Genomic DNA, 25,845 nt, shown 5'->3' on the forward strand with positions numbered 1-25,845 from the left:
GGGCCAACGTGCAGAGAATCAAGGGTTACCATGCCCACGTGTATTACGACGCCTCCACCTTCGAGCGTGCCCGCGAGGTGTGCGAAGAAGCCACCCGTCTGTTTCCGGTGAGCATGGGCCACATGCACCAACGGCCGGTGGGCCCACACCCCGACTGGAGCTGCCAACTGTCGTTCGGCCCGGAAGTGGTCGGCGTGGTGCTGCCGTGGCTGGCGCTGTACCGCAACGGCCTGGTGGTGTTCCTGCACCCGGTAACCGGTGATGAGCTGGCCGATCACCGCGACCATGCGATCTGGATGGGCGCCGTCAGGCCATTGAACCTGGCCATGTTCCAAGCCTGAACCGCGCCGGTCGGCACTGAGGTACGAAGGCAGGTAGAGGGCGCTGCGGGTAGCGGCTTGCTACGGCACATCGGCAGGTAGTGGTCGAACGCTGCAGGCTTGAGCGGGAACTGGCTCGGCTCGACCGTTGCAGCCTGGGCGGTGAAGCCCAGGCCGGTCACCGAGCAGCGGTCGCCGGCCTGGGCAATGTGTCAGCGTGCGTTGCGCACACCCTTTGCCAAGGCCGAGCACAAGCTCAGCACATCATCGATCGCCTGGCCCGGGGTTTCGGCCTGGGCGATCTTGTCGACCAACGCCGACCCCACCACCACACCGTCGGCGAGCCTGGCGATGGCCGCGGCTTGCTCGGGTGTGCGGATGCCGAAGCCCACGCTGATCGGCAGGTCGGTGTGCCGGCGCAGGCGCGCCACAGCGCTTTCGACATGCTCGCTGGTGGCCGAACCGGCGCCGGTGACACCGGCAACCGACACGTAATAGACGAAGCCCGAGCTGCGCTCCAGGACGCGCGGCAGACGGGCATCGTCAGTGGTCGGGGTGGTCAGGCGGATGAAGTCGATGCCAGCGGCCTGGGCCGGGGTGGCCAGCTCGCCATCATGCTCGGGCGGCAGGTCGACGATGATCAGGCCGTCGACGCCGGCCTCTTTGGCATCGGCCACGAAACGCTCCACGCCGAAACGGTGGATAGGGTTGTAGTAGCCCATCAGCACGATCGGCGTGGTCTGGTTGCCGGTGCGGAACTCGCGCACCATCTGCAGGGTTTTCGCGAGGTTCTGGCCAGCCTCCAGGGCGCGCAGGGTGGCGAGCTGAATCGCCACGCCGTCGGCCATCGGATCGGTGAACGGCATGCCCAGCTCGATCACATCGGCACCGGCGTCCGGCAGGCCTTTGAGGATCGCCAGGGAGGCGTCATAACCGGGGTCACCGGCGGTGACGAAGGTCACCAGCGCTGCGCGGCCTTCGGCTTTCAGGTCGGCGAAACGTTGCTCAAGACGGCTCATGCCTGCTTCTCCTGGTCGGCCATGTGGTTCATCACGGTCTGCATGTCTTTGTCACCGCGCCCGGACAAGCACACCACCATCAGGTGATCCTTGGGCAGGGTGGGCGCGCGGCGCATGGCTTCGGCCAGGGCGTGGGCGGTTTCCAGGGCGGGAATGATGCCCTCCAGGCGGCAGCTGGCGTGGAAGGCGTCGAGCGCCTCGTCATCGGTGATGCTGACGTATTCCACGCGCTTCACTTCGTGCAGGAAGGCGTGCTCCGGGCCGATGCCGGGATAGTCCAGGCCTGCGGAGATCGAGTGGGCGTCGGTGATCTGGCCGTCGTCGTCCTGCAGCAGGTAGGTACGGTTACCGTGCAGTACGCCCGGCACCCCGCCGTTGAGGCTGGCAGCGTGCTTGTCGGTGCTCACGCCATGGCCACCGGCTTCAACGCCGATGATCTGCACGCTGGCATCGTCGAGAAATTCATGGAACAGGCCCATGGCGTTGGAGCCACCGCCTACGCAGGCGACCAGGCTGTCAGGCACGCGGCCTTCCTTTTCCTGCATCTGGGCGCGGGTTTCCTTGCCGATGATCGACTGGAAGTCACGCACCATGGCGGGGTATGGGTGCGGGCCGGCGACGGTGCCGATCAGGTAGAAAGTGTCTTCGACGTTGGTGACCCAGTCGCGCAGGGCCTCGTTCATGGCGTCTTTGAGGGTGCCGGTGCCGGCAGTCACTGGCACGATTTCGGCGCCCAGCAATTTCATGCGGAACACGTTGGCCTGCTGGCGCTCGATGTCGGTGGCGCCCATGTAGATCACGCAAGGAATGCCAAAACGCGCGGCGACGGTGGCGGTGGCCACACCGTGCATGCCAGCGCCGGTTTCGGCGATCAGGCGCTTTTTGCCCATGCGGCGGGCCAGCAGCACCTGGCCGATGCAGTTGTTCACCTTGTGCGCGCCGGTATGGTTGAGCTCTTCGCGCTTGAAGTAGATCTTGGCGCCGCCGCAGTGCTCGGTCAGGCGCTCAGCGAAGTACAGCGGGTTGGGGCGGCCGATGTAGTCGCGCTGGAAGTACGCCAGCTCTTCGAGAAACGCCGGATCGGCCTTGGCGGCCTCGTATTCGCGGGCAAGGTCGAGCACCAGCGGCATCAGGGTTTCAGCCACGTAGCGGCCACCGAACGCGCCGAACAGGCCGTTGGCATCAGGGCCGGCGCGGTATTGAGTCTGGGTCATGGAGGCTCCAGGGCGTAATGAATGAGTGATGGGCTTTACTCTACCCACGCCAGCCCCGGCTGAAAACCGATAAGATTGCGGCAACCTGTCAGGAAAACTCACAAATCCATGCGCGATGAACTGCCTCCCCTGAATGCGTTGCGTGCCTTTGAGGTGACCGCCCGGCTCAATAGCGTCAGCCAGGCGGCCGAAGCGCTGCATGTCACCCACGGCGCCGTGAGCCGGCAGATCAAGGTGCTGGAAACGCACTTGGGCGTCGCCTTGTTCGTGAAAGATGGACGCGGCATCAAACTCACAGATGAAGGGCTGCGGCTGCGCGATGCCAGCAGCGAGGCGTTCGACCGACTGCGCAGTGTATGCACGCAACTGGGTCGCGACGGGCGCGAAGCACCGTTTGTGCTGGGGTGCTCGGGGAGTTTGCTGGCGCGCTGGTTCATCCCGCGCCTGGGTCGGTTGAGGGCCGACCTGCCAGCGCTGCGCTTGCATCTGTCTGCCGGTGAGGGTGACCTGGACCCGCGCCGACCCGGCCTGGACGCGCTGCTGGTCTATGCCGAACCGCCATGGCCGGCCGACATGCACGTGCACGTGCTGCTCGAAGAACGCATTGGCCCGGTGGTGAGCCCGCATTTCAACGGCTTTGTGCGGCTGCATGACGCGCCGGCAGCGGCTTTGCTCGATCAGGCGTTGTTGCACACCACTTCAAGGCCGCAGGCGTGGCCGAACTGGGCGCAGGAACAGGGGCTGGCGGCCGCGCAGCTGCAACTGGGCCAGGCGTTCGAACATCTGTATTACCTGTTGGAGGCGGCAGTGGCGGGATTGGGTGTGGCGATTGCGCCGGAGCCGTTGGTGGCCGATGACATCCGGGCAGGAAGGCTGGCTGCACCGTGGGGCTTCACCCCGACGAAGGCCGCCCTGGCACTGTGGGTGCCGCGGCGCGCCGCAGACGGGCGCGCCGAGCAACTGGCGCAATGGCTGCGCTGCGAGTTGCAGCGCCAGCTCAGTTGAGCGCCAGCTCGATCAGTCGCGGCGGCAGATCAGCCAGGCAGCCAGCAGGCCCAGGGCGCCAATGGCAACGCCAGCGGTGGCCAGTGGGCGCTCTTGAGCGTAATCGCGGGCAGCGATGCCGGTTTCCTTGGTGCGGGTCTTCACTTCTTCGTAGGCATCGCTGATCAGGCCACGGGAGTGACGCAGGGCGTTTTCGGCGTTGCCACGAATGGCCTTGATGGTCTTGTGCGACTCTTCGGTCGCGTCGTGCTTGAGGGTTTCCAGAGTGCTGAGCAGGCTTTCGATCTCGGCTTCCATGCTTTCCAGCGACGTCTTGCGCAGTGAGTTACGAGCCATGGTGTTGCTCCTTAGCAGGGGTATGGGATGTACGGAATGCGACTGCGGGGCGGCGTGAAAGTGCAATCGAACTTTTTCCCTCCGAAACGGCTCGCAGGAAGACCAGGCCTGCATCGCCAGGCATCGTCAAGCCATCCAAGGAGCATGTTCATGAGTGATCATCACACTTACAAGAAAGTCGAATTGGTCGGATCTTCGCGCACCAGCATCGAAGACGCGATCAACAATGCTCTGGCAGAGGCCAGCAGCAGCCTGAAGAACATGGAATGGTTCGAGGTGACGGAAACCCGTGGCCACATCGAAGACAACAAGGTCGGCCATTTCCAGGTCACCTTGAAAGTCGGCTTCAAGATCGTTCAGAGCTGAGCACATTCGCTCGCCTGTAAGCACTGCCGCCCGCCGCCCTGATGTCGAGCGGTGACGGGTTGCAGTGCGGTATCGAAGGCCTTTGCGTAGGAGTGGGCGGGCGGTTAGCGGGGGGTCGTTTTTGCGGCCCCTCGCCCGCAGCTCGCTCCCGCGATCGTGGCGGTGTGCGCTATGTTTGAAAGCTGCGCCTGCTGTACTGGAGCGCCGTTCATGCAACCGCGTTTACCGTTGTAATCCGATTTTCATCTGTACAAGGAAAGCAGTCGATGAAGAAGTGGCTAGTGGCCTCTGGCCTGATGATGTTGGCGACCGGTGCTCTGGCAGCCGGTAAACCGTGCGAAGACCTCAAGGCGGAAATCGCCGCCAAGCTCGATGCCAAAGGGGTGCAGAACTACACCCTGGATGTGGTCGACAAGGGCACGCCCGAAGGCAAGGTCATCGGTAGTTGTGAAGGTGGAACCAAGGAAATCGTCTACCGTCGCGATTGAATCGTGGATTCACCCTGCTGCCAAGGCGTGGCCGCCAGGCCACGCACCTTGGGCATCAGCCTTGCTTGAGCGCTTGCGCCAACAGTTCGTACGAGCGCAACCGGTCGGCGTGCTCATACAGATCACAGGTAAAGATGAGCTCATCTGCGCCGGTCTGTTCCAGTAACACGTCCACCTTCGCCTTGACCTTCTGCGGGCTGCCGATCATCGCCAGGCCGAGGAAACTGCTGACCGCTTCGCGCTCATGGGGCAACCACAGGCCGTCCATGCGCTCGACCGGTGGGCGCTGCACCAGGCTCTGCCCACGCATCAGCGCCAGAATCCGCTGGTACACCGAGGTTGCCAGGTACTCGGCGTGCTCGTCGGTGTCGGCCACCACCATCGGCACACCGAGCATGACGTAGGGCTTGTCCAGCACCGTCGAGGGCTTGAAGTGGTTGCGGTAGGTGCGGATCGCTTCATGCAGGTAGCGCGGGGCGAAATGCGAGGCGAAGGCGTAAGGCAGCCCGCGCATGCCGGCCAATTGCGCGCTGTACAGGCTTGAGCCGAGCAGCCACAGCGGCACATCGGTGTCATACCCCGGCACGGCGATCACTTTTTGATCATCGGTGCGTGGGCCAAGGTAGCGCGACAGCTCTTCCACGTCTTCGGGGAAATCATCCGCGCTGCCGGAGCGTTCCCGGCGCAAGGCGCGGGCGGTCATCTGGTCAGACCCCGGCGCACGGCCCAAGCCCAGGTCGATACGGCCTGGGTACAAGCTGGCCAGGGTGCCGAACTGCTCGGCGATGACCAGCGGCGCATGGTTGGGCAGCATGACCCCACCCGAGCCCACGCGGATGCTCGAGGTGCCACCGGCCAGGTAGCCAATCAGCACCGCCGTGGCGGAACTGGCGATGCCATCCATGTTGTGGTGCTCGGCCACCCAGAAGCGGTTGTAACCCAGGCGTTCGGCGTGTTGGGCGAGGTCGAGCGAATTGTGCAGCGACTGTGCGGGCCCGGCGTCCTGGCGCACGGGCACCAGGTCGAGCACTGAATACTTGAAGTCGGACAAAGCCGTCATGGGAGTCTCCGCTGAAAATGGTTGGCCTGGGCCCTGTACGGAAAAAACCTGCGCTTGGGCAGGCGTCTTGCGTAAAGGGCCGATGCCCTTATGACTCAGTATGGGCAGAATCGGTCGATTCAATGCCGGGGCAGGGATTGGTCTGAACTTGCTGTCAGGGGTGTCCTCTGATTTTCAGTACTTCACACTATCCAGGAGGCATCATGAGCATCAAGAAGACTGCATCGGCGATTTGGGAAGGCAGTGTCAAAGAAGGCAAGGGTCAGCTGTCCACTGAAAGCGGCGCGCTGAAGCACAACCCCTATGGCTTCAACACCCGCTTCGAAGGCCAGGCAGGTACCAACCCTGAAGAGTTGATCGGCGCGGCGCATGCCGGCTGCTTCTCGATGGCCCTGTCGATGATGCTGGGTGAATCCCAGCTGACGCCGGAGCGCATCGACACCAAGGCCGAAGTGACCTTGGAAAAACAGGACGGCGGCTTTGCCATCACCGCGATCCATCTCACCTTGCAAGCCAAGGTGCCCGGCGCGACTGAAGCGCAGTTCAAAGAGATCGCCAACAAGGCGAAGGAAGGCTGCCCAGTGTCGAAAGTGTTGAACGCCAAGATCACCCTGGACGCCACCCTGGTCTCCTGATCGCGGCAACTGGAACGGCTTGCTGTAGTCTATTGCGTATCGGCAGCTCGCCTGCCACTACCGGAGCCGTTCCATGATTCGCCTCGCAATCGCTGTGCTGGCATCCCTGATGGCAACCGTCGCTGTGGCGGCGCCCAAGCCGTGCGAAGAGCTCAAGGCCGAGATCGAGGCCAAGATCCAGGCCAGCGGCGTGACGTCTTACACCTTGGAAATTGTCCCCAACAGCGAAGTGTCCGACCCCAACATGGTGGTAGGTAGCTGTGACAATCAGACGCGCAAGATCATTTACCAGAAGAACGATCAGTAACGCCTGATCGACCCGCCCGGCACCGTTCCCGGTGCCGGGCATCTTTATTCATTCATGGCACGCAAAAGATGCGACTGGGCTCGTCGACCAGCACAGTGCGCTGCGCGTCGTACAGGTAGATACGCGGCTGCATGGCCGGCGCGCGGGCCTCGAGGCGGTAGCGTTCACCGGCCTTGAACTGATTGAAGCGCACGGTCAGGTAGCAGGTGCGGTCGGTGGGATTGGTGGAGATCCCGCCTGAGTACACCTCATAGTCGAAACGCACCACGAGTTCGTGCTTGCCTGGGCTCACCTGAAAATAACGGCCATCGTTCAGGCGCTCGCCGTCGAGGCGATCGGCCATCAGCAGGCGGCCGGGGGTGATGGTGTAGAGGTCCACCCATGCCTGTTTCGGATCGACGGGCGGCAGCGGGCTGGCGCACCCTCCCAGTACGGTGAAGGCGAGCAGCATCATGGGCTGGCGCATGGTCAATCTCCTCAGGGGGTCACGATTGCAGCATAGCGCCAAACCGTGCGTATCACGTGCGTTGGCAACCGGCCGGCAAACCTTGGCCGATCAGCTTCTGGCGCTCGTCGTAGAGCTTGATCCACGGATGAAAGCCCGTGTTGCCCGCTTGCAGACGATAACGCTCACCGGCGTTGAAATCCTTGAAGGACACATTGAGCTGGCAATCACGCTGCAACGGCGCATCGACAGCGCCGATGTTGCTGGGTGCCACGGCAAACTGGTAACGCACCGTCAGCTCATGCTTGCCCGGTGGCACCTCGAAATAGCGCGTGTCGGACCAGTCGCGCTCATCCACCTGCACGGCATCGAGCGAGGTGTCTGCATGGGGCGCCAGATCGATCCAGGCCTGTTGCGGATCAGGATCGGGCAGTGTGGAACACGCAGATAGCAGCAACAGGCTGCTGACGGTAACCAGCGTACGCATGGCAAAGCTCCCCCGGGGCAAGATAGGCTTGGATGCATTGGCCATTGAGCGAGATCGACACCGTTGAAGCTTCGATTATTTCTGTTCGAGCGCTCAGGCCGCGGGGCTCTGGACTGCATTTTCAGGCGCTTTGTTCCCGCTTGCGCTGCGCTTCTGCTGAGCGGTTGCACCCCCTTGAGCTACTACGGCCAACTGGCCGAAGGCCAATGGCAGCTGCTGCGCGCCCGGCAGCCGGTGGCCAGCGTGGTGGATGATGCACACACCCGCCCTGCCCTGCGCCAGCACCTGCAACGTGCACAAGCCGCCCGCGTTTTTGCCAGCCAGCACCTGCACTTGCCCGACAACCAGAGCTATCGGGTGTACGCCGACCTGGGTCGACCGTTCGTGGTGTGGAACGTGTTTGCTACGCCCGAGCTGTCATTGCAGCCGATCACCCACTGCTTTCCCATTGCCGGGTGCGTGGCCTATCGCGGTTACTACCGCCAGGGCGCCGCCCGTGGTGCGGCGGCGCTGCTGCGCCAGGACGGGTCGGACGTTTATGTCGGCGGTGTGGAGGCCTATTCGACCTTGGGCTGGTTCGATGACCCGATCCTGTCATCGATGCTCGGCTGGGGCGATGAGCGCCTGGCCACGCTGATCTTCCACGAGCTGTCGCACCAGCAGGTGTATGTGCAGGACGACACCGCGTTCAACGAGTCCTACGCCACCTTCGTCGAGCGGGAAGGCACCCGCCAGTGGCGTGCGGTGCGCGGGCTGAAGGCCGCCAGTGACGAGGGTGTGCGCCAGCGCGAGCAGTTCATTCACCTGGTGCTGCGCAGCCGCGCGCGGCTCGAAGCGATCTACCAGAGCCCGCGTGATGACGCCGCCAAACGTGCGGCCAAACAGGCTGAGTTCGCGCGCTTGCGCGCCGACTATCGACAGCTGCGCGATGGCCAATGGCACGGCGACGGCCGATACGATGCCTGGATCTACGGCCCCCTGAACAACGCCAAGCTGCTGCCCTTCGGCCTTTACGATCAGTGGGTGCCGGCCTTTTCCGCGTTGTTTCAGCAGGTCGGTGGCGACTGGCAACGCTTTCACCAGCGCGTCGCCGAACTGGGGCGTCTACCGGCGGCGGCGCGTACGGCGCAGCTGCAGCAGCTCGCCCCACCGCGCGAGGCCGTCAGCGGCTGACGAAGGCCTGGTGCAGCTCAGCCAGGGTCTCGAAATGGAAGGCCGGCGCTTGGGCCTGCAGCTCTTCAGGGGTGCCGAACCCATACCCCACTGCAACCGCTTGCAGGCCGTTGCTGCGTGCGCCGATGAGGTCGTGCTCGCGGTCGCCGATCATCAGGGTGTGTGCGGGGTCCAGGCCTTCCTCATCGAGCAGGTGGCGGATCAGCTCGACCTTGTTGGTACGGGTACCATCGAGTTCGCTGCCGTAGATCACCTTGAAGTGCTGATCGAAGGCGAAGTGCCGAGCGATCTCACGGGCGAACTCCCAGGGCTTGGAGGTGGCGATGTACAGCGTGCGGCCCTGCTCGCCCAGCGCTGACAGCAGCTGCGGAACGCCGGCGTAGACCTGGTTTTCGTACAGGCCGGTGACGCGGAAGCGCTCGCGGTAGAAATTCACCGCCTCCCAGGCCCTGGCTTCGTCGAAGCCGTAATTGAGCATGAACGCTTGCAGCAGTGGCGGGCCGATGAAGTGTTCCAGGCGCGCCAGGTCCGGCTCGTCGATGCCCAGCTTGGCCAATGCGTACTGGATCGAGCGGGTGATGCCCAGGCGGGGGTCGGTGAGCGTGCCGTCGAGGTCGAACAGAATGTTTTGCTGGTGCATGGGGGGCGTGTCCAATCAGTGAGTGCGTTGACGCGAAGCGTCACTCGGGCCGGTCGAAGCCTTCGGCCAGGTGCTGGTCCTTGAGCTTGACGTAGTTGCCGGCGGTGTAGGTGAAGAAGGCCCGTTCCTTGTCGGTCAACGGGCGACTGGCCTTGGCCGGGCTGCCCACGTAGAGGAAGCCGCTGGCCAGGCGTCTGCCCGGTGGCACCAGGCTGCCGGCGCCGATGATCACCTCGTCTTCGACCACCGCGCCGTCCATCACGGTGCTGCCCATGCCCACCAGAATACGGCTGCCCAGGGTGCAGCCGTGCAGCATGACCTTGTGACCGATGGTCACGTCATCGCCGATCAGCAGAGCAAAGCCATCGGGGTTGAAAGGGCCGGCGTGGGTGATGTGCAGCACGCTGGCGTCCTGCACGCTGGTGCGCGCGCCGATGCGGATGCGGTGCATGTCGCCGCGGATCACGGTGAGCGGCCACACCGAGCTGTCTTCGCCGATCTCGACGTCACCGATGACGACCGCCGAGCGGTCGACGAACGCGCGAGCGCCCAAGCGGGGTGTGTGCTGGGAAAATGAGCGAATGGCCATGGAAATAGTGCCTCTCTTGCAGACTCATAGGCAGGCTGCTTGCTGCGGTCGGCGTCGATTGTAATTAAGATGGGCCAGTGTTTCTTCTGCCAAGGTGCCAAACCGTGAGTGCGACCAACCCGCTTCTGCAGTCCTATGACCTGCCGCCCTTCTCGTTGATCCGCGCAGAGCACGTGCTGCCAGCGGTCGAGCAGATCCTGGCCGACAACCGCGCTGCCATCGCCCGCCTCCTCGAAACCCAGGCCCAGCAGCCGACCTGGGCCGGACTGGTCCTCGCCATGGACGAGCTCAATGCCCGCCTGGGCGCGGCCTGGAGCCCGGTCAGCCACCTCAACGCCGTGTGCAACAGCAGCGAGCTGCGCGAAGCCTATGAGGCATGCCTGCCAGCATTGAGCGCCTACTCCACCGAGCTGGGGCAGAACCGCGCCCTGTTCGAGGCCTACCAGACCCTGGCCAATAGCCCTGAAGCCGCCGGCTTCGACCAGGCGCAGAAAACCATCCTGGAACAGGCCCTGCGCGATTTCCGCCTGTCGGGTATCGACCTGCCGGCCGAACAGCAGCAGCGCTACGGCCAGGTGCAGAGCAGCCTCAGCGAGCTGGGCAGCCGCTTTTCCAACCAACTGCTCGATGCTACCCAGGCCTGGAGCAAGCACGTCACCGACGAAGCCCTGCTGACCGGCCTGCCGGATTCGGCCAAGGCGCAGATGGCCGCCGCCGCCCAGGCCAAAGACCTCGACGGCTGGCTGATCACCCTCGAATTCCCCAGCTACTACGCGGTCATGACCTACGCCAGCGACCGCGCCTTGCGTGAAGAGCTGTACGCCGCCTACTGCACCCGTGCATCGGACCAAGGCCCGAACGCCGGCCAGTTCGACAACGGCCCGGTGATGCAGTACATCCTCGACCTGCGCCAGGAACTGGCGCAGCTGCTGGGCTACCCGAACTACGCAGAACTCAGCCTGGCCACCAAGATGGCCGAGAGCAGCGACCAGGTGCTGAGCTTCCTGCGCGACCTGGCCAAGCGCAGCAAGCCCTTTGCCGCCCAGGACCTGGCTCAGCTCAAGGCCTATGCCGCCGAACAGGGCTGCGCGGAACTGAGCAGCTGGGACGTCGGCTACTACGGCGAAAAACTGCGCGAGCAACGCTACAGCGTGTCCCAGGAAGCGCTGCGCGCCTACTTCCCGATCGACACCGTGCTGACCGGCCTGTTCGCCATCGTGCAGCGTCTGTACGGCATCGAGATTGCCGAGCTCGAAGGCTTCGACGGCTGGCACCCGGACGTGCGCCTGTTCGAGATCAAGGAAAACGGCCAGCACGTCGGCCGCTTCTTCTTCGACCTCTACGCCCGCGCCAACAAGCGCGGCGGCGCCTGGATGGACGGCGCCCGCGACCGTCGCCGCACCGCCGCCGGCGAGCTGCAGAGCCCGGTGGCCAACCTGGTGTGCAACTTCACCCCGGCCGAAGCCGGCAAGCCCGCGCTGCTGACCCACGACGAAGTCACCACGCTGTTCCACGAGTTCGGCCACGGCCTGCACCACCTGCTGACCCGCATCGAGCATGCCGGTGTCTCCGGCATCAACGGCGTGGCCTGGGATGCCGTCGAGCTGCCAAGCCAGTTCATGGAGAACTGGTGCTGGGAACCCGAAGGCCTGGCGCTCATGTCCGGTCATTACCAGACCCAGGCCGCGCTGCCGCAGGACCTGCTCGACAAGATGCTCGCGGCGAAGAATTTCCAGTCCGGCATGATGATGGTGCGCCAGCTGGAGTTCTCGCTGTTCGACTTCGAGCTGCACGCCACCCATGGCGATGGTCGCAATGCGCTGCAGGTGCTCGAAGGCGTGCGCGACGAAGTCACGGTGATGCGTCCACCGGCCTACAACCGCTTCCCCAACAGCTTCGCGCACATCTTCGCGGGCGGTTACGCGGCCGGTTACTACAGTTACAAATGGGCCGAAGTGCTGTCGGCCGACGCGTTCTCGCGTTTCGAGGAAGACGGCGTGCTCAATGCCGAGACGGGGCGTGCCTTCCGAGAAGCGATTCTGGCGCGTGGCGGCTCGTTGGCGCCGATGGTGCTGTTCGTCGACTTCCGTGGGCGCGAGCCGTCCATCGATGCCCTGCTGCGTCACTGCGGCCTCAGCGACGCTGCGGCGGCATGAGCGAGGTGGCTGTCATGAAGACCAAGAAGCGCTTCATCGCCGGGGCGGTCTGCCCGGCGTGCAGCGAGCCGGACAAGCTGATGATGTGGAACGAAGACGGCACCCCGCACCGCGAGTGCGTGGCCTGCGGCTTCAGCGACACGCTCAATGAGCAAGGCCTGTCGGTGCCCAAGGAGCTGGGCACGCGGGTCAATCACCTCGCGCCCAAGGCCGTACCGGTGCAAGTGGTACAGCCCGTGCAGTTCTTCCCCAATCCCAAGCTGAAGAAACCCACAGAGTAAGTGCCCTGTGCCGCCCTTGCGGGCGGCACGACGGCGCTCAGGCCTGGGCGGCAGATAGTCAACGCATCCGCCGCCAGCCCTCCCCGCATGCTCCGGCGCTTATCCAACAGCGCAATGGAGCGTTTCATGCACCCTAACCCCCTTCTGCACCCCAGTGCGGTTCCGGTCGACTACCCGCAGGTCACACTGGAAAACGCTCGTGAGGCCTTCGAGCACGTACTCACGGCCCACCGTGACGGCATCGCCCGGCTCATCCAGAGCCAACGCCATCTGCCCACCTGGGATGACCTGGTGCTGGCCGTCGATGGCCTCGACGCGCAACTGATGGGCGTGCTTATCGCGTTGTCTCCACTGGTCTGTCGCGGTGAAGAATGGTTCACGCTGGTTCACCAGAGCTACGGGCAGCTGCTCGGCCGCTTCGATGAAAAACTCGCCGATACGCAGTTGCAGGCGTTGTACCAACAACTGGCAGACAGCCCCCACGGGCAGAGCCTGGACGCCCACGAGCGGGCCACGCTGCGCTGGTACCGCGACGCCTTCATGCTGCACGGCGCCGGCCTCGATGCCTCGGCCAAGCTCACCCTGGCCAGTCTGCAAACGCGGCTGTTCGCCTTGGCCGGGCAATTCGCCGACAACCTGCAACTGGACCCCACACCGGTCACCGACCCTTCGCTGCTCGTGGGCTTGCCGCCGCGGGTGATCGATGAGCTGGCCGCACAGGCCCGGCAGGCACAAGCCCCAGGCTGGCTGATCGGCACCGACCACACGGCCACTCAGACCATCCTCGACCAGGCGGCCCACCGTGGCCTGCGCGAAACGGTCTATCGCCGTCATCATCAACGCGGTGTGGGCAGTGCCGGGCAGTTGGACAACGGCGAGCTGCTACTGGCGCTGGCCGACGCCCGCGACCAGCGCGCGCGGCTGCTGGGCTTTGCCGATCATCCGTCCTTGAGCCTGAAGGCCAAGAGCGCAGGTTCGCTGGATGAAGTGCTGGGCTTTCTGCACGCGCTGGCCGAGCGCATGCAGCCGCTGATGATCGCGCACCGGGCAACCGTGGAACGTCACGCTGCGGCGTCGGGCTTGGAGCCTCTGCAGCCCTGGGACCGGTGCTACGTTCAGGCGCAGGCGCGCCATGCGGCCAATCTGCTGGGCATGGAGGTCTTCCGGGAACACTTCCCGCTGAGCAATGTGATCGATGCCTTGCTGACGCTGGCAAGGCGCTTGTTCGGCCTTGAACTGCTGCGCCCTGCGGCGCCGCTCCCGGTCTGGCAGGAGGGCGTGCAGGCATTCGAGGTATGGCTCGACCATGCCCATGTCGGCTACCTGTACCTGGACCTTGTGCAATACCCCGGCAAACAGCCGGACCTGGTGGAAACCCGTTACGCACACAACCGCCGGGTCGATGCCGAAGGGCTGTTCCATCCCGCCGTGGCGCTGGTGTTCAGCGATATTGCGCAACCCCCTGAAGGCATCGAGCCATTGCTCGATCATCTGGCCATGCGCAAGCTGTTCCATGAGTTCGGCCACGCGCTGCATCACCTGCTGGTGCGCACCACCAACCACGTCAACTCGAACATCACGACCCTGGGCGCCGACGGCGTGGAGGTGTTCAGCAAGCTGCTCGAGCGCTGGGTATGGGATGCCCCTTACCTGGCAGGCCTGTCGGCCCATTACCTGCACGGCACCCGGTTGCAGCATGCGCAGGTGGCCGGGTTGCTGGAAAGTCTGCGCCTGGCTGAACTCGACAAGGCCGCCGAAGACCTGTCTCTGGCCCTGTTCGACCTCGACCTGCACACCTCCCCGCATGACGGCAGAAGCCTGCGCGCACGCCTGGAGGCCGCGCGCAGTCGCTGTGGCTACTGGCCGCTGGAGGCGTACGAGCACCCCGCGCACAGCTTCGATCATCTGCTGGGTTACTACGACGCGGGCTACTACGCCTATGTCTGGTCGGACGTCCATGCCTTCGACCTGTTCTCGCGTTTCCAGGCCAAGGGGCTGCTCGACCGTGCGACGGGCAAGGCGCTGCACATCGCGCTGCTCGAACCCGGCGCTGCCCAGCCGCTGCATGAGGGGCTACGCGCATTCCTCGGGCGTGAGCCGAGCGCCGATGCCTTTCTGAGCTGGCACGGGCTGGCGCCGCTCGGTCAGGGCTAGCAGCGACCCGAGCAGGTTCGATCGCACAGCGCCATCACCGGCCTGAGGCAGTGCGCCTGCTCGGCTGGCCGGCCCTGAAGGCGCGGCGCTCGACCCTGGACGGTCTGCAGTCCCCACACAGCGCGACACACAAAGAGGGTGCCGCTGATCAGAGGTGCTGGAGGGATCGAACAAGAGGCGATACTGTATGCACATACAGCTTAGAGGTCGCCATGATCCCCCCAGCACCCCAGAAGGGCCGTGGTACGGCCCACAATCCGCATAACCGCTTCGCTCCCAGCCAGTCCGTGGCGCTGGACGACGGCTGGCACCAGGAAGTGCCGGTGACCCAGGGCACCGAAGTGCGCATCGAACGGGCCAAGACCATCATTGCCCGCAACACCTCCCCCGACTTGCCGTTCGACCGCTCCATCAACCCTTACCGCGGTTGCGAGCACGGCTGTATCTACTGCTATGCCCGCCCCAGCCACGCTTATTGGGACCTTTCCCCGGGGCTCGACTTCGAGACCAAGCTGATCGCCAAGACCAACGCTGCCGAGGTGCTCGAACAGCAACTGAGCAAACCGGGCTACGTGTGCGCACCCATCAACCTGGGCGCCAATACCGATCCCTATCAGCCCATCGAGCGCGAGCACCAGCTCAGCCGCCGTCTGCTGGACGTGCTCCTGCGCTTTCGCCACCCGGTGACCATCGTCACCAAGGGCTCGCTGGTGCTGCGCGACCTCGACCTGCTGACCGAGCTGGCCCGCCTACGCCTGGTACGGGTGATGATCAGCCTCACCACGCTGGACGATGGCCTCAAGCGCGTGCTGGAACCCCGCGCCGCCGCGCCGACGGCAAGGCTTCGAGCGATTCGCGTGTTGCGCGAGGCGGGCGTGCCGGTGGGGGTGCTCTGCTCACCGATGATTCCGATGATCAACGACAGCGAACTGGAGCATCTGCTGGAGGCTGCCCGGGATGCTGGCGCGCAGAGTGCGGCCTACATGATGCTGCGCCTGCCGTTGGAGGTGGCGCCGTTGTTCGAGCAGTGGTTGCAGGACCATTACCCGCAGCGCGCCAGCCATGTCCTCAGCCTGATCCGCCAGAGCCGGGGGGGCGAGCTGTATGACAGCCGCTTTGGATCACAGATGCGTGGCGAAGGAGTCTTTGCCGAGTTGCTGGAGCAACGCTTTCGCAAGGCCTCGCGGCAGTTGGGGTTTGCCGGGCGTGATGCGCTGGCGCTCGACTGCACGGCGTTTGCACCGCCGGGGGAGCAAATGAGGTTGTTTTAAAGGAATAAAGAAGTGGTTCCCACAGGCACACTATTCATAACCAATAATTCTACTAATGTCCCTAGGCATCTGATGTTTTTTTGCTATTATCCAATTCCCGCCAAAGCGCTCTAGAACGCCCGTTCTAGGCCACTCGTAATTAAGCTTCAGTTAAGTTTTCCTCTATAGCGTAGGAAATCACTCCACACCGGCTGTGATTAATTACCTGTGCGTGTCATCTAAATCCCCGCATAGCCCTGATCTTTCATCGGTAACATGGACCGTAGCCACTACCGCCAAGAGGATGAATCATGCCCGTCAAGGACCCTACCAAGGCCGTACCGGCTGCACCCGCAGAGAGCGCTGAGAGCGCGATGAAGCACATCGTCGATGGCTTTCTGCGGTTTCACACCGAAGTCTTCCCCGAGCAGCAAGCGCTGTTCAAGAAACTGGCCACCGCGCAGAAGCCACGGGCGATGTTCATCACCTGTGCCGACTCGCGCATCGTCCCTGAGTTGATCACCCAGAGCTCGCCGGGCGACCTGTTCGTGACCCGTAACGTCGGTAACGTCGTGCCGCCGTACGGGCAGATGAACGGCGGTGTTTCCAGCGCCATCGAGTACGCGGTCATGGCCCTGGGCGTGCACCACATCATCATTTGCGGCCATTCCGATTGCGGCGCCATGCGGGCGGTGCTCAACCCGCAGTCGCTGGCCAAGATGCCGACGGTCTCTGCCTGGCTGCGCCACGCCGAAGTGGCGCGCACCGTGGTCGAAGACAACTGCTCCTGCGGCACCGAGCACGAAAGCATGCAACTGCTGACCCGCGAAAACGTCATCGCCCAGCTGCATCACCTGCGCACGCATCCATCGGTGGCGTCGCGTCTGGCCGCCGGCCAGCTGCACATCCATGGCTGGATCTACGACATCGAGACCAGCCAGATCGAGGCTTACGACGCTGCCGGCGACTGCTTCCTGCCGCTGACCGAAGGCGACTCGATTCCCTGCGCAACGCCGAGAGGCCGCTACTAAGCGACCCTGTCACCTGCAAATGCCTGGATAGCCGCCTGCACCCACCGGGTGCGGCGCGGTCATTAGCCTTCCCCTGAAATGCCCTGTCTGTGCTGCCGGACTTTCCCCTGGCGGCTAGCGCCTGCGCGCCATTCAGGGATTTGCGTGCTATCGGCCAGCGGAATGGCCGAGACATTGAGAAAGGAGCGTCATGGTGAACGTCACACAGATGAAAGCGGCGCTGCCGCGTGAGTTACTGGCTTCGGTCGTGGTCTTTCTGGTGGCCTTGCCGTTGTGCATGGGCATTGCCATTGCCTCGGGCATGCCGCCGGCCAAGGGCCTGATCACCGGCATCATCGGTGGGTTGGTGGTGGGCTTTCTCGCCGGCTCGCCGTTGCAGGTCAGCGGCCCTGCCGCAGGCTTGGCGGTGCTGGTCTTCGAGCTGGTGCGCCAGCACGGCATGGCGATGCTCGGGCCGATCCTGCTGCTGGCCGGCGTGCTGCAACTGCTGGCCGGACGTTTTCGTCTGGGCTGCTGGTTCCGCGTCACGGCCCCGGCGGTGGTGTACGGCATGCTGGCCGGTATCGGCGTGCTGATTGTGCTGTCGCAGGTGCATGTGATGTTCGATGCCTCGCCGCAGCCCTCGGGGCTGGAAAACCTGATGGGCTTTCCCGCTACGGTCATGGCGGCGCTGCCGCTCGAAAGCCCCGATGCCGGCTGGCAAGCCGGGCTGCTGGGCCTGGGCACCATCGCCCTGATGTGGGGCTGGGAGCGCTGGCGGCCGCAGCGCTTGCGCTTCGTACCGGGCGCCTTGTTGGGTGTGGCGGCGATGACCGGCATCAGCCTGTGGCTGGCGCTGCCGGTCAACCGTGTGGTGGTGCCGGCGGACCTGTCCGAAGCGATCGATTGGCTGCGCTTCGATGACCTGCTCAAACTGGCCGACCCGTCCCTGCTGGTGGCCGCGTTCGCGCTGGCCTTCATCGCCAGTGCCGAGACCTTGCTGTCTGCCGCTGCCGTAGACCGCATGCACAGCGGGCAGCGTTCGGATTTCGACCGCGAGCTGTCGGCTCAGGGCATCGGCAACATGCTCTGCGGCATCCTCGGCGCCCTGCCGATGACCGGCGTGATCGTGCGCAGCTCGGCCAACGTCCAGGCGGGGGCGCAGACGCGGGCTTCGGCGATTCTGCATGGCGTGTGGCTGCTGGCCTTCGTGGTGGTGCTGAGCAGCGTGCTGCAACAGATCCCCATCGCCAGCCTGGCCGGGGTGCTGGTCTACACCGGTATCAAGCTGGTGGACTTCAAGGCACTGCGCAGCTTGGGCCAGTACGGCCGCATGCCGATGCTGACCTATGCGGTGACCGCGCTTGCGATCATCTTCACCGACCTGCTGACCGGCGTATTGCTGGGCTTCGCCATGACCCTGGTCACCCTGGCACTGAAGGCGGCGCGGCTGAAGATCAGCCTGGTGCAAATGGACCGGAGCGGCCACATGGAACTGCGCCTGACCGGTGCGGCCACCTTCCTCAAGGTGCCGGCGCTGACCCAGGTGCTGGAGACGGTGCCTGCGGGTACGACGCTGCATGTGCCGTTGAGCAACGTCAGCTACATCGACCATGCGTGCCTGGAGCTGCTGGAAGACTGGGGGCGCAGCAATGCGGCGCACGGCTCACGGTTATGCATCGAACAGCGACGACTCAAGCGCCGCATCGAGGGGCAGATGCGCAGTTCGGCGGGGGCTGGGGCGTGAGGACGGTGAGCGTGGGTCAGGCGACCTGCGCAAGACGAGCCGGTGGCCGACTTCAACGCAGCAACGGCGGCGACGTGACTGGCCGCGGGGTCTGAACCCGTCGCCTGTTGCTGCCATGGACGCGATGAAGCCGTTGTTGGAGTGGCGCCGCCGGCCTGCGCAGGCCAAGCGCAGCGCCGGTCGCCCGCGCCTGCAGCGCTGAGGGTGAACCCGCCTGCACGGGGTCGAGGTGGCCCGCTTGCAGGGCGTTCGAGGGTGAGCGTGTTGCCACAGGTTGCGTGGCCAGCCCCGGCGCTGTGTTCATGCGTGCCAGGGCTGGCAGGGCATGAAGCACGCTTCAGGCCGACTGGCCGAGCGCTACCCCCCACTGGCGCGACAAGCACGGCCAGCGCTTCCACGCCTCACCGGTCTCGGGGCTGCACAGGGTATCGCGGTACTGCTCGACCGACTCGGCGGCAAAACTCTGATCGTCGAGCATTTCGTCGACCGAATGGTGCACGACCTCATCGAGCTGGTTGGCGAACGCCTCGCCGATCAACTGATGGGCGATGAGGTTGGCCACGGTGGTGTCCAGCGGAATCAGCGGCTGGCTGAAGTGGCGGATGTACAGGTCGTTGACTTCTTCGACCAGGCGATGCGCCAGGTAGGCTTCGTCGAGCAGGCAGTCCAGCCCCACATGGCCTTGCAGTTCACTGGGCGGCAGCAGGAAATAGGCTTCAGCGATCTGCAGCACGGGTTTGATCTGCGCTTCGATCCCCGCCTGGCGTGCTACCGCATGGGCCGCCTCGAGCAGCTCTGGCACTTGGTCGATGTAGGCGCTGACGAAACGCGCCAGGGTGCCACGGGCGTCCTGCTCGGGCAGCTGAATGAGCGGGTGCAGGTGAGGCAGTTGCTGTTCCAGGCGTTGCTCGAGCTGGCCGGTCTGGCGCTCGTGTTGGTGGGCTTGGCTGATCTGCTCGCGTAAAGCGGCAATGTTCATGACGACTCCAGTGGTAGGGGCAGGACAAACGGAAGACAGTAAGGTAGCTCGGTATGCCAGATACCTAAGACCGATTGGTCATAACGCGATGCACCGTTCAGGTGCTGGGGCATATGGCTTGGTCACTATTGTGACATAGCCCCCGCAGTTCGGGCCTTTGCGCGAAATTGTTCACAATCGGCAAGCGCCGGCGTAGCAGCCTTGCCCAGCATATGTTTCGAGCCTGCGCGTCGTTTTGAAACAGGGTATGTGCTAGCCACGGCCAGGTGCAGCGATGTGGCGCCGACCCGCCAGCGTGTTCGGCCATTCTGGCCCTCGGGTGGGACGTTGCCTCCCTTATGGAGCAGCGCAGAGGCGCGAATCGAGGGCGCGTCTACCCGGGGCCGGGCTGGCCGGGTGGCAAACGCTGGGGTACCGTGTCGCGCGTCGCCTCTCTCTTCGGTAGCCCACCCCATGACCCGAACCCAGAAAACCGCTGCCGTGCTCGTCGCCCTGGTGGCGCTGATCGTCGGCCTGACCGCCCACGAGGTGCTCGACGGCAAGGCCGAGCTCAACCCCGCCGAGCTGATCGATGCGGGCATCATTCTGCTGCCGCAAAGCCGTACGGTGCCGGCGGTGAGCATGACCAACCAGGACGGTGAACCGGTGGTCCTGGACCAGCTCAAGGGCAAATGGTCGTTGCTGTTCTTCGGCTACACCTACTGCCCGGACATCTGCCCGACCACCCTCGCGCAACTGCGCCAGGTGAAGCGCGAGTTGCCCAAGGAGGCGCTGGAGCGCCTGCAAGTGGTGCTGGTCAGCGTCGATCCGGACCGCGACACGGCCAATCAGCTCAAGCAGTACCTGGGCTACTTCGACAAGAACTTCGTCGGCTTGCGTGGGTCGATTGCCGATACGCAAACCCTGGCCAATGCCCTGAGCATCCCGTTCATTCCCGCAGACACCAGCAAACCCGGTTACACCGTGGACCACAGCGGTAACCTGGCGGTGGTCGGGCCGGATGGGCGGCAGCGGGGCTTCATCCGGGCGCCGTTCAACAGTCAGAAGCTGGTCGCGCGACTGCCCGCATTGGTCAGGCGCGACTGAACAGCGTTGCCCGGATCGCTCGGGCAATCATCTTTGTTAAGCATGGAGCAAGAGATGCAAATAGCAGGCAGTCACGGTCTTACCGTTGTTGGGAGACGCCCCCATGACGCGTGAGCAACGCATACTTGGCTGGCGCTTGGTGCTGTTGCCGTTTCTGCTGCTGCTCATGGCGCTGTGGCAAGGGCAGCGCGCAGACGATACCCGTACCATCAGCTTGCAGGTGCAGAACGAACTGCATGGCTTCGTGCTGAACATGCAGCAGTTGCAGGTGGAAAACCCCCGCGAACGTGTACAGATCGGTGACAAGGACTATTCACCCGCCCTGGCCGAGGCCTTGGCCCAGCGCAGGCTGCATCAGGTCGATCGCGAGGTCGCGGTGGCACGGATCGGTGGCTGGTTACCGGGGGTTTCGCAGGGCTTCGCCGCGCTGCTGCTGGTGCTGGGCGCGGTGTCACTGTTGGCCCTGCACTGGGCGGGCAAGGTGGCGCTGCGGTCCCGGGATCGTCTGGTCAGCCTGTTCTATGTGGGTCGGCAGATCTTGCCGACGGTCCTGCTGTCATTGGTGCTGTTGCTGACCATCACGGTCGTGTTGGAAATCGCCTATGAAGCGCTGTGGTTGTTCACCCTGGATCAAGGCTCGTCCGGGGTGGCCAAGCTGCAGGGGCTGGTGGGCATCATCATCGTGGTCATGCTGTGGCCCCTGTACCGTCTGCCCAGCCAGCTCAAGGCCATGACGCATCTGTTTGCCAGCGAGCCGCACGCCATCTTTGGTGTTGAGCTGACAGAAACGCAGGCCCCCGCATTGTGGGCGCGTGTGCGGACCTTGGCCGGCCGGCTGGAGGCGCTGGTGCCGGACCATATCGTGGTGGGCTACCTGGACGGCTTCTATGTCACCTCCAGCGAGGTCGAGCTCGCACCGCTCGGGCAGCGTCTGCAGGGCCGCACCTTGTACGTACCTTTGCCGCTGCTGGCCCTGCTCGACCTGCACGAGACCGATGCAGTGATCGGGCATGAGCTGGCGCATTTTTCTGGCCAGGACACCGAGTACAGCATCCGTTTCATGCCGATCTACGATGGCGCCTGGCGCAGCTTGGGCGTACTCAGCGAACGAATGGACGGTGGCTTTCTACAAGGTTTGCTGACCATGCCGGCGTATGGTCTGGCAGCGCACTTCATGCAAGGCTTCGACCATGCGGTCAGCCACTGGAGCCGTAACCGTGAGCTGCTCGCCGACGCCACGGCGGCGCGTCTGCAAGGCGCTCAAGCGGTGGTCGACTCACTGGTGCGCACCACGGCGGTGGCTCCAGCCGTCGAGGCGCTGTTGGATGAATGGTGCCAGCAGCCTGAGGCCTGGCCCGAAGATGTGTTGCAAGCGCTCGTGCTGCACCTGGCAGCCCACCCGCCGCAGTTACCGGACGCAGAGCTGGACGACAAGTTGCCACACCCAAGCGACACCCATCCGCCCACCATCCAGCGCATCCAGGCTCTGGGGGCAGGACTGGATACCGTGCACAGCGGGCGCGGGCTACGTCGCGTGCTACCGGCCGAGGCCATGGCCTGTCTCGAACAGGCGTTGCCTGGCGCGGCGGCATTGGCGCGACAACTGAGCGAGGAACTGGGCAAGCGCTTGGTCGACACCCGCGAGGCGCTGCGCCAAGACCTGCAAGCGCGCGTCGAGGCGGTGCAAGAACGCTGTGTACTTCACGAAGGGGCAACGCTGCGCGGCCGTCTGGTGATGGCCTTTTCGCTGTTGTTCGTGGTGGGCGGGTTGTGCCTGTGGCTGGCACCCTTCACCCAGCACCCGAATCCGGCAGTGATCACGTTCTTCACTATCCTGGCGGCCAGTGCCGGGACATTGGGCCTGATTTTTGCCGCCCTGGGCTGGCGCCTGATCCAGCGGGCGGCCACGCCAGCACTGATCTTCGAAGGCCAGACCGTGCGCTTTCACAACACGCCAGAGCCGGTGCCACTGCACCACATCGCTGGCTACCGCCTGATGGTCGGCGCCGGCGCTGCCATACAGTTCGTGCTCGATGAAGACGCTCCGCTGCCGTTGTTCCACACGCCCAGCTTCTGGCAGCCAGACGCCAAGTTCGATCCCAAGAAGCGAATGATCGTGCTGCAGCTGACCCGCTGGAGCATCGACGGCAAGGCCCTCAAGCCACAGGCGTTGTCCGAGCTGGTGGGCAAGTACATGGAGGGCGCCCATGCCCATCAAGCGCTGACCGAACTGCAAGCGCATGCGACGAGTGTCGAGACGGCGCCCGCTGGCGCTGATCAGATGCGGTAGGAACCGGCAGTTCAGTGCGTGGGCGGCTGAACCGCCCACTTGTCTGCGCGCGATGCAGCCGATCAGAAGGCCGGAATCACCGCGCCTTTGTACTTCTCGACGATGAACTGCTTGACCTCGGGCGAATGCAAGGCCTGAACCAGCTTCTGCATGTCGGCCGAGTCCTTGTTGTCCGGACGGGCAACGAGGATGTTCACGTAGGGCGAGTCCTTGCCTTCGATGGCCAGGGCGTCCTTTTCAGGGTCGAGCTTGGCTTCCAGGGCATAGTTGGTGTTGATCAGCGCCAGGTCGACCTGGGTCAGCACGCGCGGAATGGTCGCGGCTTCCAGTTCGCGGAACTTGAGGTTCTTCGGGTTGCCGGTGATGTCTTTGACGGTCGACAGGATATTGCCGTTGTCCTTGAGGGTAATCAGCCCGGCATTGGCCAGCAGCAGCAAGGCGCGACCGCCGTTGGTGGCGTCGTTGGGAATCACCACGGTGGCGCCGGTGGGCAGCTCGTCGAGCTTCTTCAGCTTGTCGGCGTAGGCGCCCAAAGGCTCCAGGTGCACGCCGGTGACGCTGACCAGATCGGTGCCCCTGGCCTTGTTGAACTCGTCCAGGTACGGCTGGTGCTGGAAGAAGTTGGCGTCCAGGCGTTTTTCCGCCACTTGTACGTTGGGCTGGATGTAGTCCGTGAATTCCTTGACCTTCAGCTCCACGCCTTGTTTGGCCAACAGCGGCTTGACCACGTTGAGGATCTCGGCGTGCGGCACCGGGCTGGCGGCGACGGTCAGGGTGTCGGCATGGACCGAGAACGCCGCGACAGCGGCGGCCAGAGCAAGCAGTTTCTTCATCAATCACTCCTCAGGGAGGCCACAACGGCCGCCGATTTTCAGCGCGGCGCGACAACGGTCGGCGCGCGGGATACCACATTCAAACACGCCTTGGCGCATACACATTCAGTGCCGACACGGGCTGGTCAGGCCAGCCCCGTGTCGGTTACTTGCGGGAAAAATGCACAACCAGTTTGTCGCCCACGCTTTGCAGCACTTGGACCAGGATCAACAACAGGACCACGGTCACGACCATCACATCGGTCTGGAAGCGCTGGTAGCCGAAGCGGATGGCCAGGTCACCCAAACCGCCTGCGCCCACCACACCCGCCATAGCGGTGTACGACACCAGGGTGATGGCGGTGACGGTGATCGCCGCAAAAATACCTGGGCGGGCTTCGGGCAGCAGCGCGTTGGTGATGATCTGCCGGGTGGTGGCGCCCATCGACTGGGTGGCTTCGATGATGCCGCGGTCCACTTCACGCAGCGCGGTTTCCACGAGGCGGGCAAAGAACGGCGTGGCGCCGACCACCAGCGGTGGAATGGCACCGGCCACGCCCAGGGAGGTGCCAGTGATCAGCACGGTGATCGGGATCATCACGATCAGCAGGATGATGAACGGCAGCGAACGTAGCACGTTGACCACCAGCGACAGCAGCGCATACACGCCCTTCTGCTCGAACATCTGCCGCGGCCCGCACAGGAACAACAGCACGCCCAGCGGCAGGCCCAGCAGCACGGTGAAGAACAGCGAGCCGAACAGCATGATCATGGTATCGACCGTAGCGAGCCAGATTTCGGCCCAGTCGACGTTGGCGAAGAAATTCAGAGCGTCCATCAACGCAGTACCTCCATATGCACATCCGCTGCAGCGAAGCAGGCAAAGGCCGCTTCCATGTCACCGCCGGTCACGGCCAGGGTGAGCTGCCCGTAGGGCACATCCTTGATGCGGTCGATGCGCCCGGCCAGGATGCTGTAGTCCACGCCGGTCTCGCGGGCCACGGTGCCCAGCAGCGGTGCGTAGGTGGCCTCGCCCTGGAAAGTCAGGCGCACGATGCGCCCTGGCACGTGGGCAAAATCGTCGCGCTGCTCGTGTTCATCGACCTGCTCGTCTTCCTGCACGAAGCGCTTGGTGGTCGGGTGCTGGGGGTGCAGGAACACCTCGGCAACACTGCCCTGCTCGACGATCTGCCCGGCATCCATCACCGCCACGCGGTCGCAGACCCGGCGGATCACATCCATTTCATGGGTGATCAGCACGATGGTCAGCTTCAGCTCACGGTTGATCTCGGCCAGCAGTTGCAGCACCGAAGCGGTGGTCTGTGGGTCCAGGGCGCTGGTGGCTTCGTCGCACAGCAGGATCTTCGGGCTGGTCGACAGCGCCCGGGCGATGCCCACGCGTTGCTTCTGCCCGCCCGACAACTGCGCGGGGTATTTTTTCGCGTGCTCGGACAGCCCGACCCGCGCCAGCAGCTCGGTGACGCGCTGGTCGATGGCGCTGCGCGGCAGTTCGCCGGCCAGGATCAGCGGCAAGGCGACGTTGTCGGCCACCGTCTTGGAAGCCAGCAGGTTGAAGTGCTGGAAGATCATGCCGACCTGCTGGCGGAACTGGCGCAGGCGGTTGGCGTTGAGGGCGGTGATGTCTTCGCCGTCGACGATGATCGTGCCACCGCTGGGGTTTTCCAGCCGGTTGATCAGGCGCAGCAAGGTGCTCTTGCCGGCGCCGGAATGGCCGATCAGGCCAAAGACCTGGCCGTTCTGGATGCTCAGGCTGGTGGGATGAAGGGCGGGGATGTCCCTACCGGCAACGCGGTAGGTCTTGTGTACCTGCTGGAACTCGATCACGTAGCGAACCTTGTGGGGCGCATGGAAGGTGAGGCGGCGGTGAGCCGAAACCGCGCATTTTAGCCTTTTCCCTGCTCGGTTCTTAGCTTTTATTTCACAGCGACGCGAACCGGAAGGCATAACACGACGGTTGGTAAACCCGATGGAACGT

27 protein-coding genes are annotated in these 25,845 nt (G+C 64.2%); 15 read left to right on the plus strand and 12 right to left on the minus strand.

Features of this window, described 5'->3' with window-relative positions; all coding sequences use genetic code 11:
• Window positions 1–8 precede the first annotated feature (8 nt).
• Entirely contained in the window at window positions 9–341 is a 333-nt protein-coding gene (locus SJI00_RS10490; protein ID WP_322461649.1) for a DOPA 4,5-dioxygenase family protein, read from the plus strand.
• A gap of 191 nt (window positions 342–532) precedes the next feature.
• Here SJI00_RS10490 and trpA read toward each other — a convergent pair whose 3' ends face one another.
• Together trpA and trpB are read right to left on the minus strand one after the other, a co-directional pair.
• The gene (gene trpA, locus SJI00_RS10495; RefSeq protein ID WP_322461650.1) at window positions 533–1,339 is read right to left on the minus strand and encodes a tryptophan synthase subunit alpha; all 807 of its coding nucleotides are present in this window, start codon (window positions 1,337–1,339) and stop codon (window positions 533–535) included.
• Window positions 1,336–2,553, minus strand: a complete 1,218-nt coding sequence (gene trpB / locus SJI00_RS10500) for a tryptophan synthase subunit beta (RefSeq protein WP_322461651.1) — start codon at window positions 2,551–2,553, stop codon at window positions 1,336–1,338. Before trpB ends, trpA begins: the two co-directional genes overlap by 4 nt.
• Before the next feature lie 108 nt (window positions 2,554–2,661).
• Here trpB and SJI00_RS10505 point away from each other — a divergent pair, with 108 nt between their 5' ends.
• Window positions 2,662–3,558 carry a LysR family transcriptional regulator gene (locus tag SJI00_RS10505; protein WP_322461652.1) on the plus strand — a complete coding sequence of 299 codons (897 nt, stop codon included), beginning with the start codon at window positions 2,662–2,664 and terminating at the stop codon, window positions 3,556–3,558.
• 12 nt (window positions 3,559–3,570) lie between these two features.
• Here SJI00_RS10505 and SJI00_RS10510 read toward each other — a convergent pair whose 3' ends face one another.
• Entirely contained in the window at window positions 3,571–3,894 is a 324-nt protein-coding gene (locus SJI00_RS10510) for an ElaB/YgaM/YqjD family protein (protein WP_322461653.1), read from the minus strand.
• A gap of 150 nt (window positions 3,895–4,044) precedes the next feature.
• On the opposite strand from SJI00_RS10510, the gene SJI00_RS10515 reads away from it, so the two are divergent.
• Window positions 4,045–4,260, plus strand: coding sequence for a dodecin (locus SJI00_RS10515; protein WP_312931670.1), 216 nt, complete (start codon window positions 4,045–4,047; stop codon window positions 4,258–4,260).
• Window positions 4,261–4,526: 266 nt separating this feature from the next.
• Window positions 4,527–4,748, plus strand: a complete 222-nt coding sequence (locus tag SJI00_RS10520; RefSeq protein ID WP_322461654.1) for a DUF1161 domain-containing protein — start codon at window positions 4,527–4,529, stop codon at window positions 4,746–4,748.
• Between the two features lie 55 nt (window positions 4,749–4,803).
• On the opposite strand, the gene SJI00_RS10525 is transcribed toward SJI00_RS10520, so the two are convergent.
• The gene (locus SJI00_RS10525) at window positions 4,804–5,808 is read right to left on the minus strand and encodes an LLM class flavin-dependent oxidoreductase (protein WP_322461655.1); all 1,005 of its coding nucleotides are present in this window, start codon (window positions 5,806–5,808) and stop codon (window positions 4,804–4,806) included.
• Window positions 5,809–6,011: 203 nt separating this feature from the next.
• Between SJI00_RS10525 and SJI00_RS10530 the strand changes: the two genes are divergently transcribed.
• Together SJI00_RS10530 and SJI00_RS10535 are read left to right on the plus strand one after the other, a co-directional pair.
• A complete protein-coding gene (locus SJI00_RS10530) occupies window positions 6,012–6,443 on the plus strand; it encodes an OsmC family protein (RefSeq protein ID WP_322461656.1) in 432 nt (143 codons plus the stop codon).
• Window positions 6,444–6,516: 73 nt separating this feature from the next.
• Entirely contained in the window at window positions 6,517–6,750 is a 234-nt protein-coding gene (locus SJI00_RS10535; RefSeq protein WP_322461657.1) for a DUF1161 domain-containing protein, read from the plus strand.
• Window positions 6,751–6,802: 52 nt separating this feature from the next.
• On the opposite strand, the gene SJI00_RS10540 is transcribed toward SJI00_RS10535, so the two are convergent.
• Both SJI00_RS10540 and SJI00_RS10545 read right to left on the minus strand, forming a co-directional pair.
• Window positions 6,803–7,216, minus strand: coding sequence for a PA0061/PA0062 family lipoprotein (locus tag SJI00_RS10540; protein ID WP_322461658.1), 414 nt, complete (start codon window positions 7,214–7,216; stop codon window positions 6,803–6,805).
• Window positions 7,217–7,268: 52 nt separating this feature from the next.
• Window positions 7,269–7,682 carry a PA0061/PA0062 family lipoprotein gene (locus SJI00_RS10545; protein WP_322461659.1) on the minus strand — a complete coding sequence of 138 codons (414 nt, stop codon included), beginning with the start codon at window positions 7,680–7,682 and terminating at the stop codon, window positions 7,269–7,271.
• A gap of 81 nt (window positions 7,683–7,763) precedes the next feature.
• Here SJI00_RS10545 and SJI00_RS10550 point away from each other — a divergent pair, with 81 nt between their 5' ends.
• The gene (locus SJI00_RS10550; protein ID WP_322461718.1) at window positions 7,764–8,855 is read left to right on the plus strand and encodes an aminopeptidase; all 1,092 of its coding nucleotides are present in this window, start codon (window positions 7,764–7,766) and stop codon (window positions 8,853–8,855) included.
• On the opposite strand, the gene SJI00_RS10555 is transcribed toward SJI00_RS10550, so the two are convergent.
• Complete coding sequence (locus SJI00_RS10555; protein ID WP_322461660.1) at window positions 8,845–9,495, minus strand: HAD family hydrolase; 651 nt, start codon at window positions 9,493–9,495, stop codon at window positions 8,845–8,847. The genes SJI00_RS10550 and SJI00_RS10555 overlap by 11 nt on opposite strands.
• A gap of 40 nt (window positions 9,496–9,535) precedes the next feature.
• Window positions 9,536–10,084, minus strand: a complete 549-nt coding sequence (locus SJI00_RS10560) for a gamma carbonic anhydrase family protein (protein WP_322461661.1) — start codon at window positions 10,082–10,084, stop codon at window positions 9,536–9,538.
• Window positions 10,085–10,188: 104 nt separating this feature from the next.
• On the opposite strand from SJI00_RS10560, the gene prlC reads away from it, so the two are divergent.
• The 6 genes from prlC to SJI00_RS10590 all read left to right on the plus strand — a co-directional run bounded on the left by prlC (window position 10,189) and on the right by SJI00_RS10590 (window position 18,682).
• Window positions 10,189–12,240, plus strand: coding sequence for an oligopeptidase A (gene prlC, locus SJI00_RS10565; RefSeq protein ID WP_322461662.1), 2,052 nt, complete (start codon window positions 10,189–10,191; stop codon window positions 12,238–12,240).
• Window positions 12,237–12,521 carry a YheV family putative zinc ribbon protein gene (locus SJI00_RS10570; protein WP_322461663.1) on the plus strand — a complete coding sequence of 95 codons (285 nt, stop codon included), beginning with the start codon at window positions 12,237–12,239 and terminating at the stop codon, window positions 12,519–12,521. Before prlC ends, SJI00_RS10570 begins: the two co-directional genes overlap by 4 nt.
• Window positions 12,522–12,647: 126 nt before the next feature.
• The gene (locus SJI00_RS10575) at window positions 12,648–14,675 is read left to right on the plus strand and encodes a M3 family metallopeptidase (RefSeq protein ID WP_322461664.1); all 2,028 of its coding nucleotides are present in this window, start codon (window positions 12,648–12,650) and stop codon (window positions 14,673–14,675) included.
• 212 nt (window positions 14,676–14,887) lie between these two features.
• A complete protein-coding gene (locus SJI00_RS10580) occupies window positions 14,888–15,946 on the plus strand; it encodes a PA0069 family radical SAM protein (protein WP_322461665.1) in 1,059 nt (352 codons plus the stop codon).
• Window positions 15,947–16,236: 290 nt separating this feature from the next.
• Complete coding sequence (locus SJI00_RS10585) at window positions 16,237–16,956, plus strand: carbonic anhydrase (protein WP_322461666.1); 720 nt, start codon at window positions 16,237–16,239, stop codon at window positions 16,954–16,956.
• 190 nt (window positions 16,957–17,146) lie between these two features.
• Complete coding sequence (locus SJI00_RS10590; RefSeq protein ID WP_322461667.1) at window positions 17,147–18,682, plus strand: SulP family inorganic anion transporter; 1,536 nt, start codon at window positions 17,147–17,149, stop codon at window positions 18,680–18,682.
• A 337-nt stretch (window positions 18,683–19,019) separates the two neighbouring features.
• Here SJI00_RS10590 and SJI00_RS10595 read toward each other — a convergent pair whose 3' ends face one another.
• Window positions 19,020–19,661, minus strand: a complete 642-nt coding sequence (locus tag SJI00_RS10595; protein WP_322461668.1) for a hypothetical protein — start codon at window positions 19,659–19,661, stop codon at window positions 19,020–19,022.
• 453 nt (window positions 19,662–20,114) lie between these two features.
• Here SJI00_RS10595 and SJI00_RS10600 point away from each other — a divergent pair, with 453 nt between their 5' ends.
• Window positions 20,115–20,747, plus strand: a complete 633-nt coding sequence (locus SJI00_RS10600; RefSeq protein WP_322461669.1) for an SCO family protein — start codon at window positions 20,115–20,117, stop codon at window positions 20,745–20,747.
• Window positions 20,748–20,850: 103 nt separating this feature from the next.
• Window positions 20,851–23,037, plus strand: a complete 2,187-nt coding sequence (locus tag SJI00_RS10605) for a M48 family metalloprotease (protein WP_322461670.1) — start codon at window positions 20,851–20,853, stop codon at window positions 23,035–23,037.
• 62 nt (window positions 23,038–23,099) lie between these two features.
• On the opposite strand, the gene SJI00_RS10610 is transcribed toward SJI00_RS10605, so the two are convergent.
• From SJI00_RS10610 to SJI00_RS10620, 3 genes are all read right to left on the minus strand, one after another.
• Entirely contained in the window at window positions 23,100–23,870 is a 771-nt protein-coding gene (locus SJI00_RS10610) for a MetQ/NlpA family ABC transporter substrate-binding protein (protein WP_322461671.1), read from the minus strand.
• A 145-nt stretch (window positions 23,871–24,015) separates the two neighbouring features.
• Entirely contained in the window at window positions 24,016–24,687 is a 672-nt protein-coding gene (locus tag SJI00_RS10615) for a methionine ABC transporter permease (RefSeq protein WP_322461672.1), read from the minus strand.
• Window positions 24,687–25,694, minus strand: a complete 1,008-nt coding sequence (locus tag SJI00_RS10620; RefSeq protein WP_322461673.1) for a methionine ABC transporter ATP-binding protein — start codon at window positions 25,692–25,694, stop codon at window positions 24,687–24,689. The genes SJI00_RS10615 and SJI00_RS10620 overlap by 1 nt, the downstream gene beginning before the upstream one ends.
• Window positions 25,695–25,845: the final 151 nt, after the last annotated feature.

The organism is Pseudomonas gebzensis (genome assembly GCF_034427815.1).
In the GTDB taxonomy this organism is placed as follows: domain Bacteria; phylum Pseudomonadota; class Gammaproteobacteria; order Pseudomonadales; family Pseudomonadaceae; genus Aquipseudomonas.

Bases quoted from the DNA above. Each gene is read 5' to 3' on its own strand.
- trpA (WP_322461650.1), bottom strand. From the start codon at position 1,339: ATGAGCCGTCTTGAGCAACGTTTCGCCGACCTGAAAGCCGAAGGCCGC.
- trpB (WP_322461651.1), bottom strand. From the start codon at position 2,553: ATGACCCAGACTCAATACCGCGCCGGCCCTGATGCCAACGGCCTGTTC.
- SJI00_RS10505 (WP_322461652.1), top strand. From the start codon at position 2,662: ATGCGCGATGAACTGCCTCCCCTGAATGCGTTGCGTGCCTTTGAGGTG.
- SJI00_RS10510 (WP_322461653.1), bottom strand. From the start codon at position 3,894: ATGGCTCGTAACTCACTGCGCAAGACGTCGCTGGAAAGCATGGAAGCC.
- SJI00_RS10515 (WP_312931670.1), top strand. From the start codon at position 4,045: ATGAGTGATCATCACACTTACAAGAAAGTCGAATTGGTCGGATCTTCG.
- SJI00_RS10520 (WP_322461654.1), top strand. From the start codon at position 4,527: ATGAAGAAGTGGCTAGTGGCCTCTGGCCTGATGATGTTGGCGACCGGT.
- SJI00_RS10525 (WP_322461655.1), bottom strand. From the start codon at position 5,808: ATGACGGCTTTGTCCGACTTCAAGTATTCAGTGCTCGACCTGGTGCCC.
- SJI00_RS10530 (WP_322461656.1), top strand. From the start codon at position 6,012: ATGAGCATCAAGAAGACTGCATCGGCGATTTGGGAAGGCAGTGTCAAA.
- SJI00_RS10535 (WP_322461657.1), top strand. From the start codon at position 6,517: ATGATTCGCCTCGCAATCGCTGTGCTGGCATCCCTGATGGCAACCGTC.
- SJI00_RS10540 (WP_322461658.1), bottom strand. From the start codon at position 7,216: ATGCGCCAGCCCATGATGCTGCTCGCCTTCACCGTACTGGGAGGGTGC.
- SJI00_RS10545 (WP_322461659.1), bottom strand. From the start codon at position 7,682: ATGCGTACGCTGGTTACCGTCAGCAGCCTGTTGCTGCTATCTGCGTGT.
- SJI00_RS10555 (WP_322461660.1), bottom strand. From the start codon at position 9,495: ATGCACCAGCAAAACATTCTGTTCGACCTCGACGGCACGCTCACCGAC.
- SJI00_RS10560 (WP_322461661.1), bottom strand. From the start codon at position 10,084: ATGGCCATTCGCTCATTTTCCCAGCACACACCCCGCTTGGGCGCTCGC.
- SJI00_RS10570 (WP_322461663.1), top strand. From the start codon at position 12,237: ATGAGCGAGGTGGCTGTCATGAAGACCAAGAAGCGCTTCATCGCCGGG.
- SJI00_RS10575 (WP_322461664.1), top strand. From the start codon at position 12,648: ATGCACCCTAACCCCCTTCTGCACCCCAGTGCGGTTCCGGTCGACTAC.
- SJI00_RS10580 (WP_322461665.1), top strand. From the start codon at position 14,888: ATGATCCCCCCAGCACCCCAGAAGGGCCGTGGTACGGCCCACAATCCG.
- SJI00_RS10585 (WP_322461666.1), top strand. From the start codon at position 16,237: ATGCCCGTCAAGGACCCTACCAAGGCCGTACCGGCTGCACCCGCAGAG.
- SJI00_RS10590 (WP_322461667.1), top strand. From the start codon at position 17,147: ATGGTGAACGTCACACAGATGAAAGCGGCGCTGCCGCGTGAGTTACTG.
- SJI00_RS10595 (WP_322461668.1), bottom strand. From the start codon at position 19,661: ATGAACATTGCCGCTTTACGCGAGCAGATCAGCCAAGCCCACCAACAC.
- SJI00_RS10600 (WP_322461669.1), top strand. From the start codon at position 20,115: ATGACCCGAACCCAGAAAACCGCTGCCGTGCTCGTCGCCCTGGTGGCG.
- SJI00_RS10605 (WP_322461670.1), top strand. From the start codon at position 20,851: ATGACGCGTGAGCAACGCATACTTGGCTGGCGCTTGGTGCTGTTGCCG.
- SJI00_RS10610 (WP_322461671.1), bottom strand. From the start codon at position 23,870: ATGAAGAAACTGCTTGCTCTGGCCGCCGCTGTCGCGGCGTTCTCGGTC.
- SJI00_RS10615 (WP_322461672.1), bottom strand. From the start codon at position 24,687: ATGGACGCTCTGAATTTCTTCGCCAACGTCGACTGGGCCGAAATCTGG.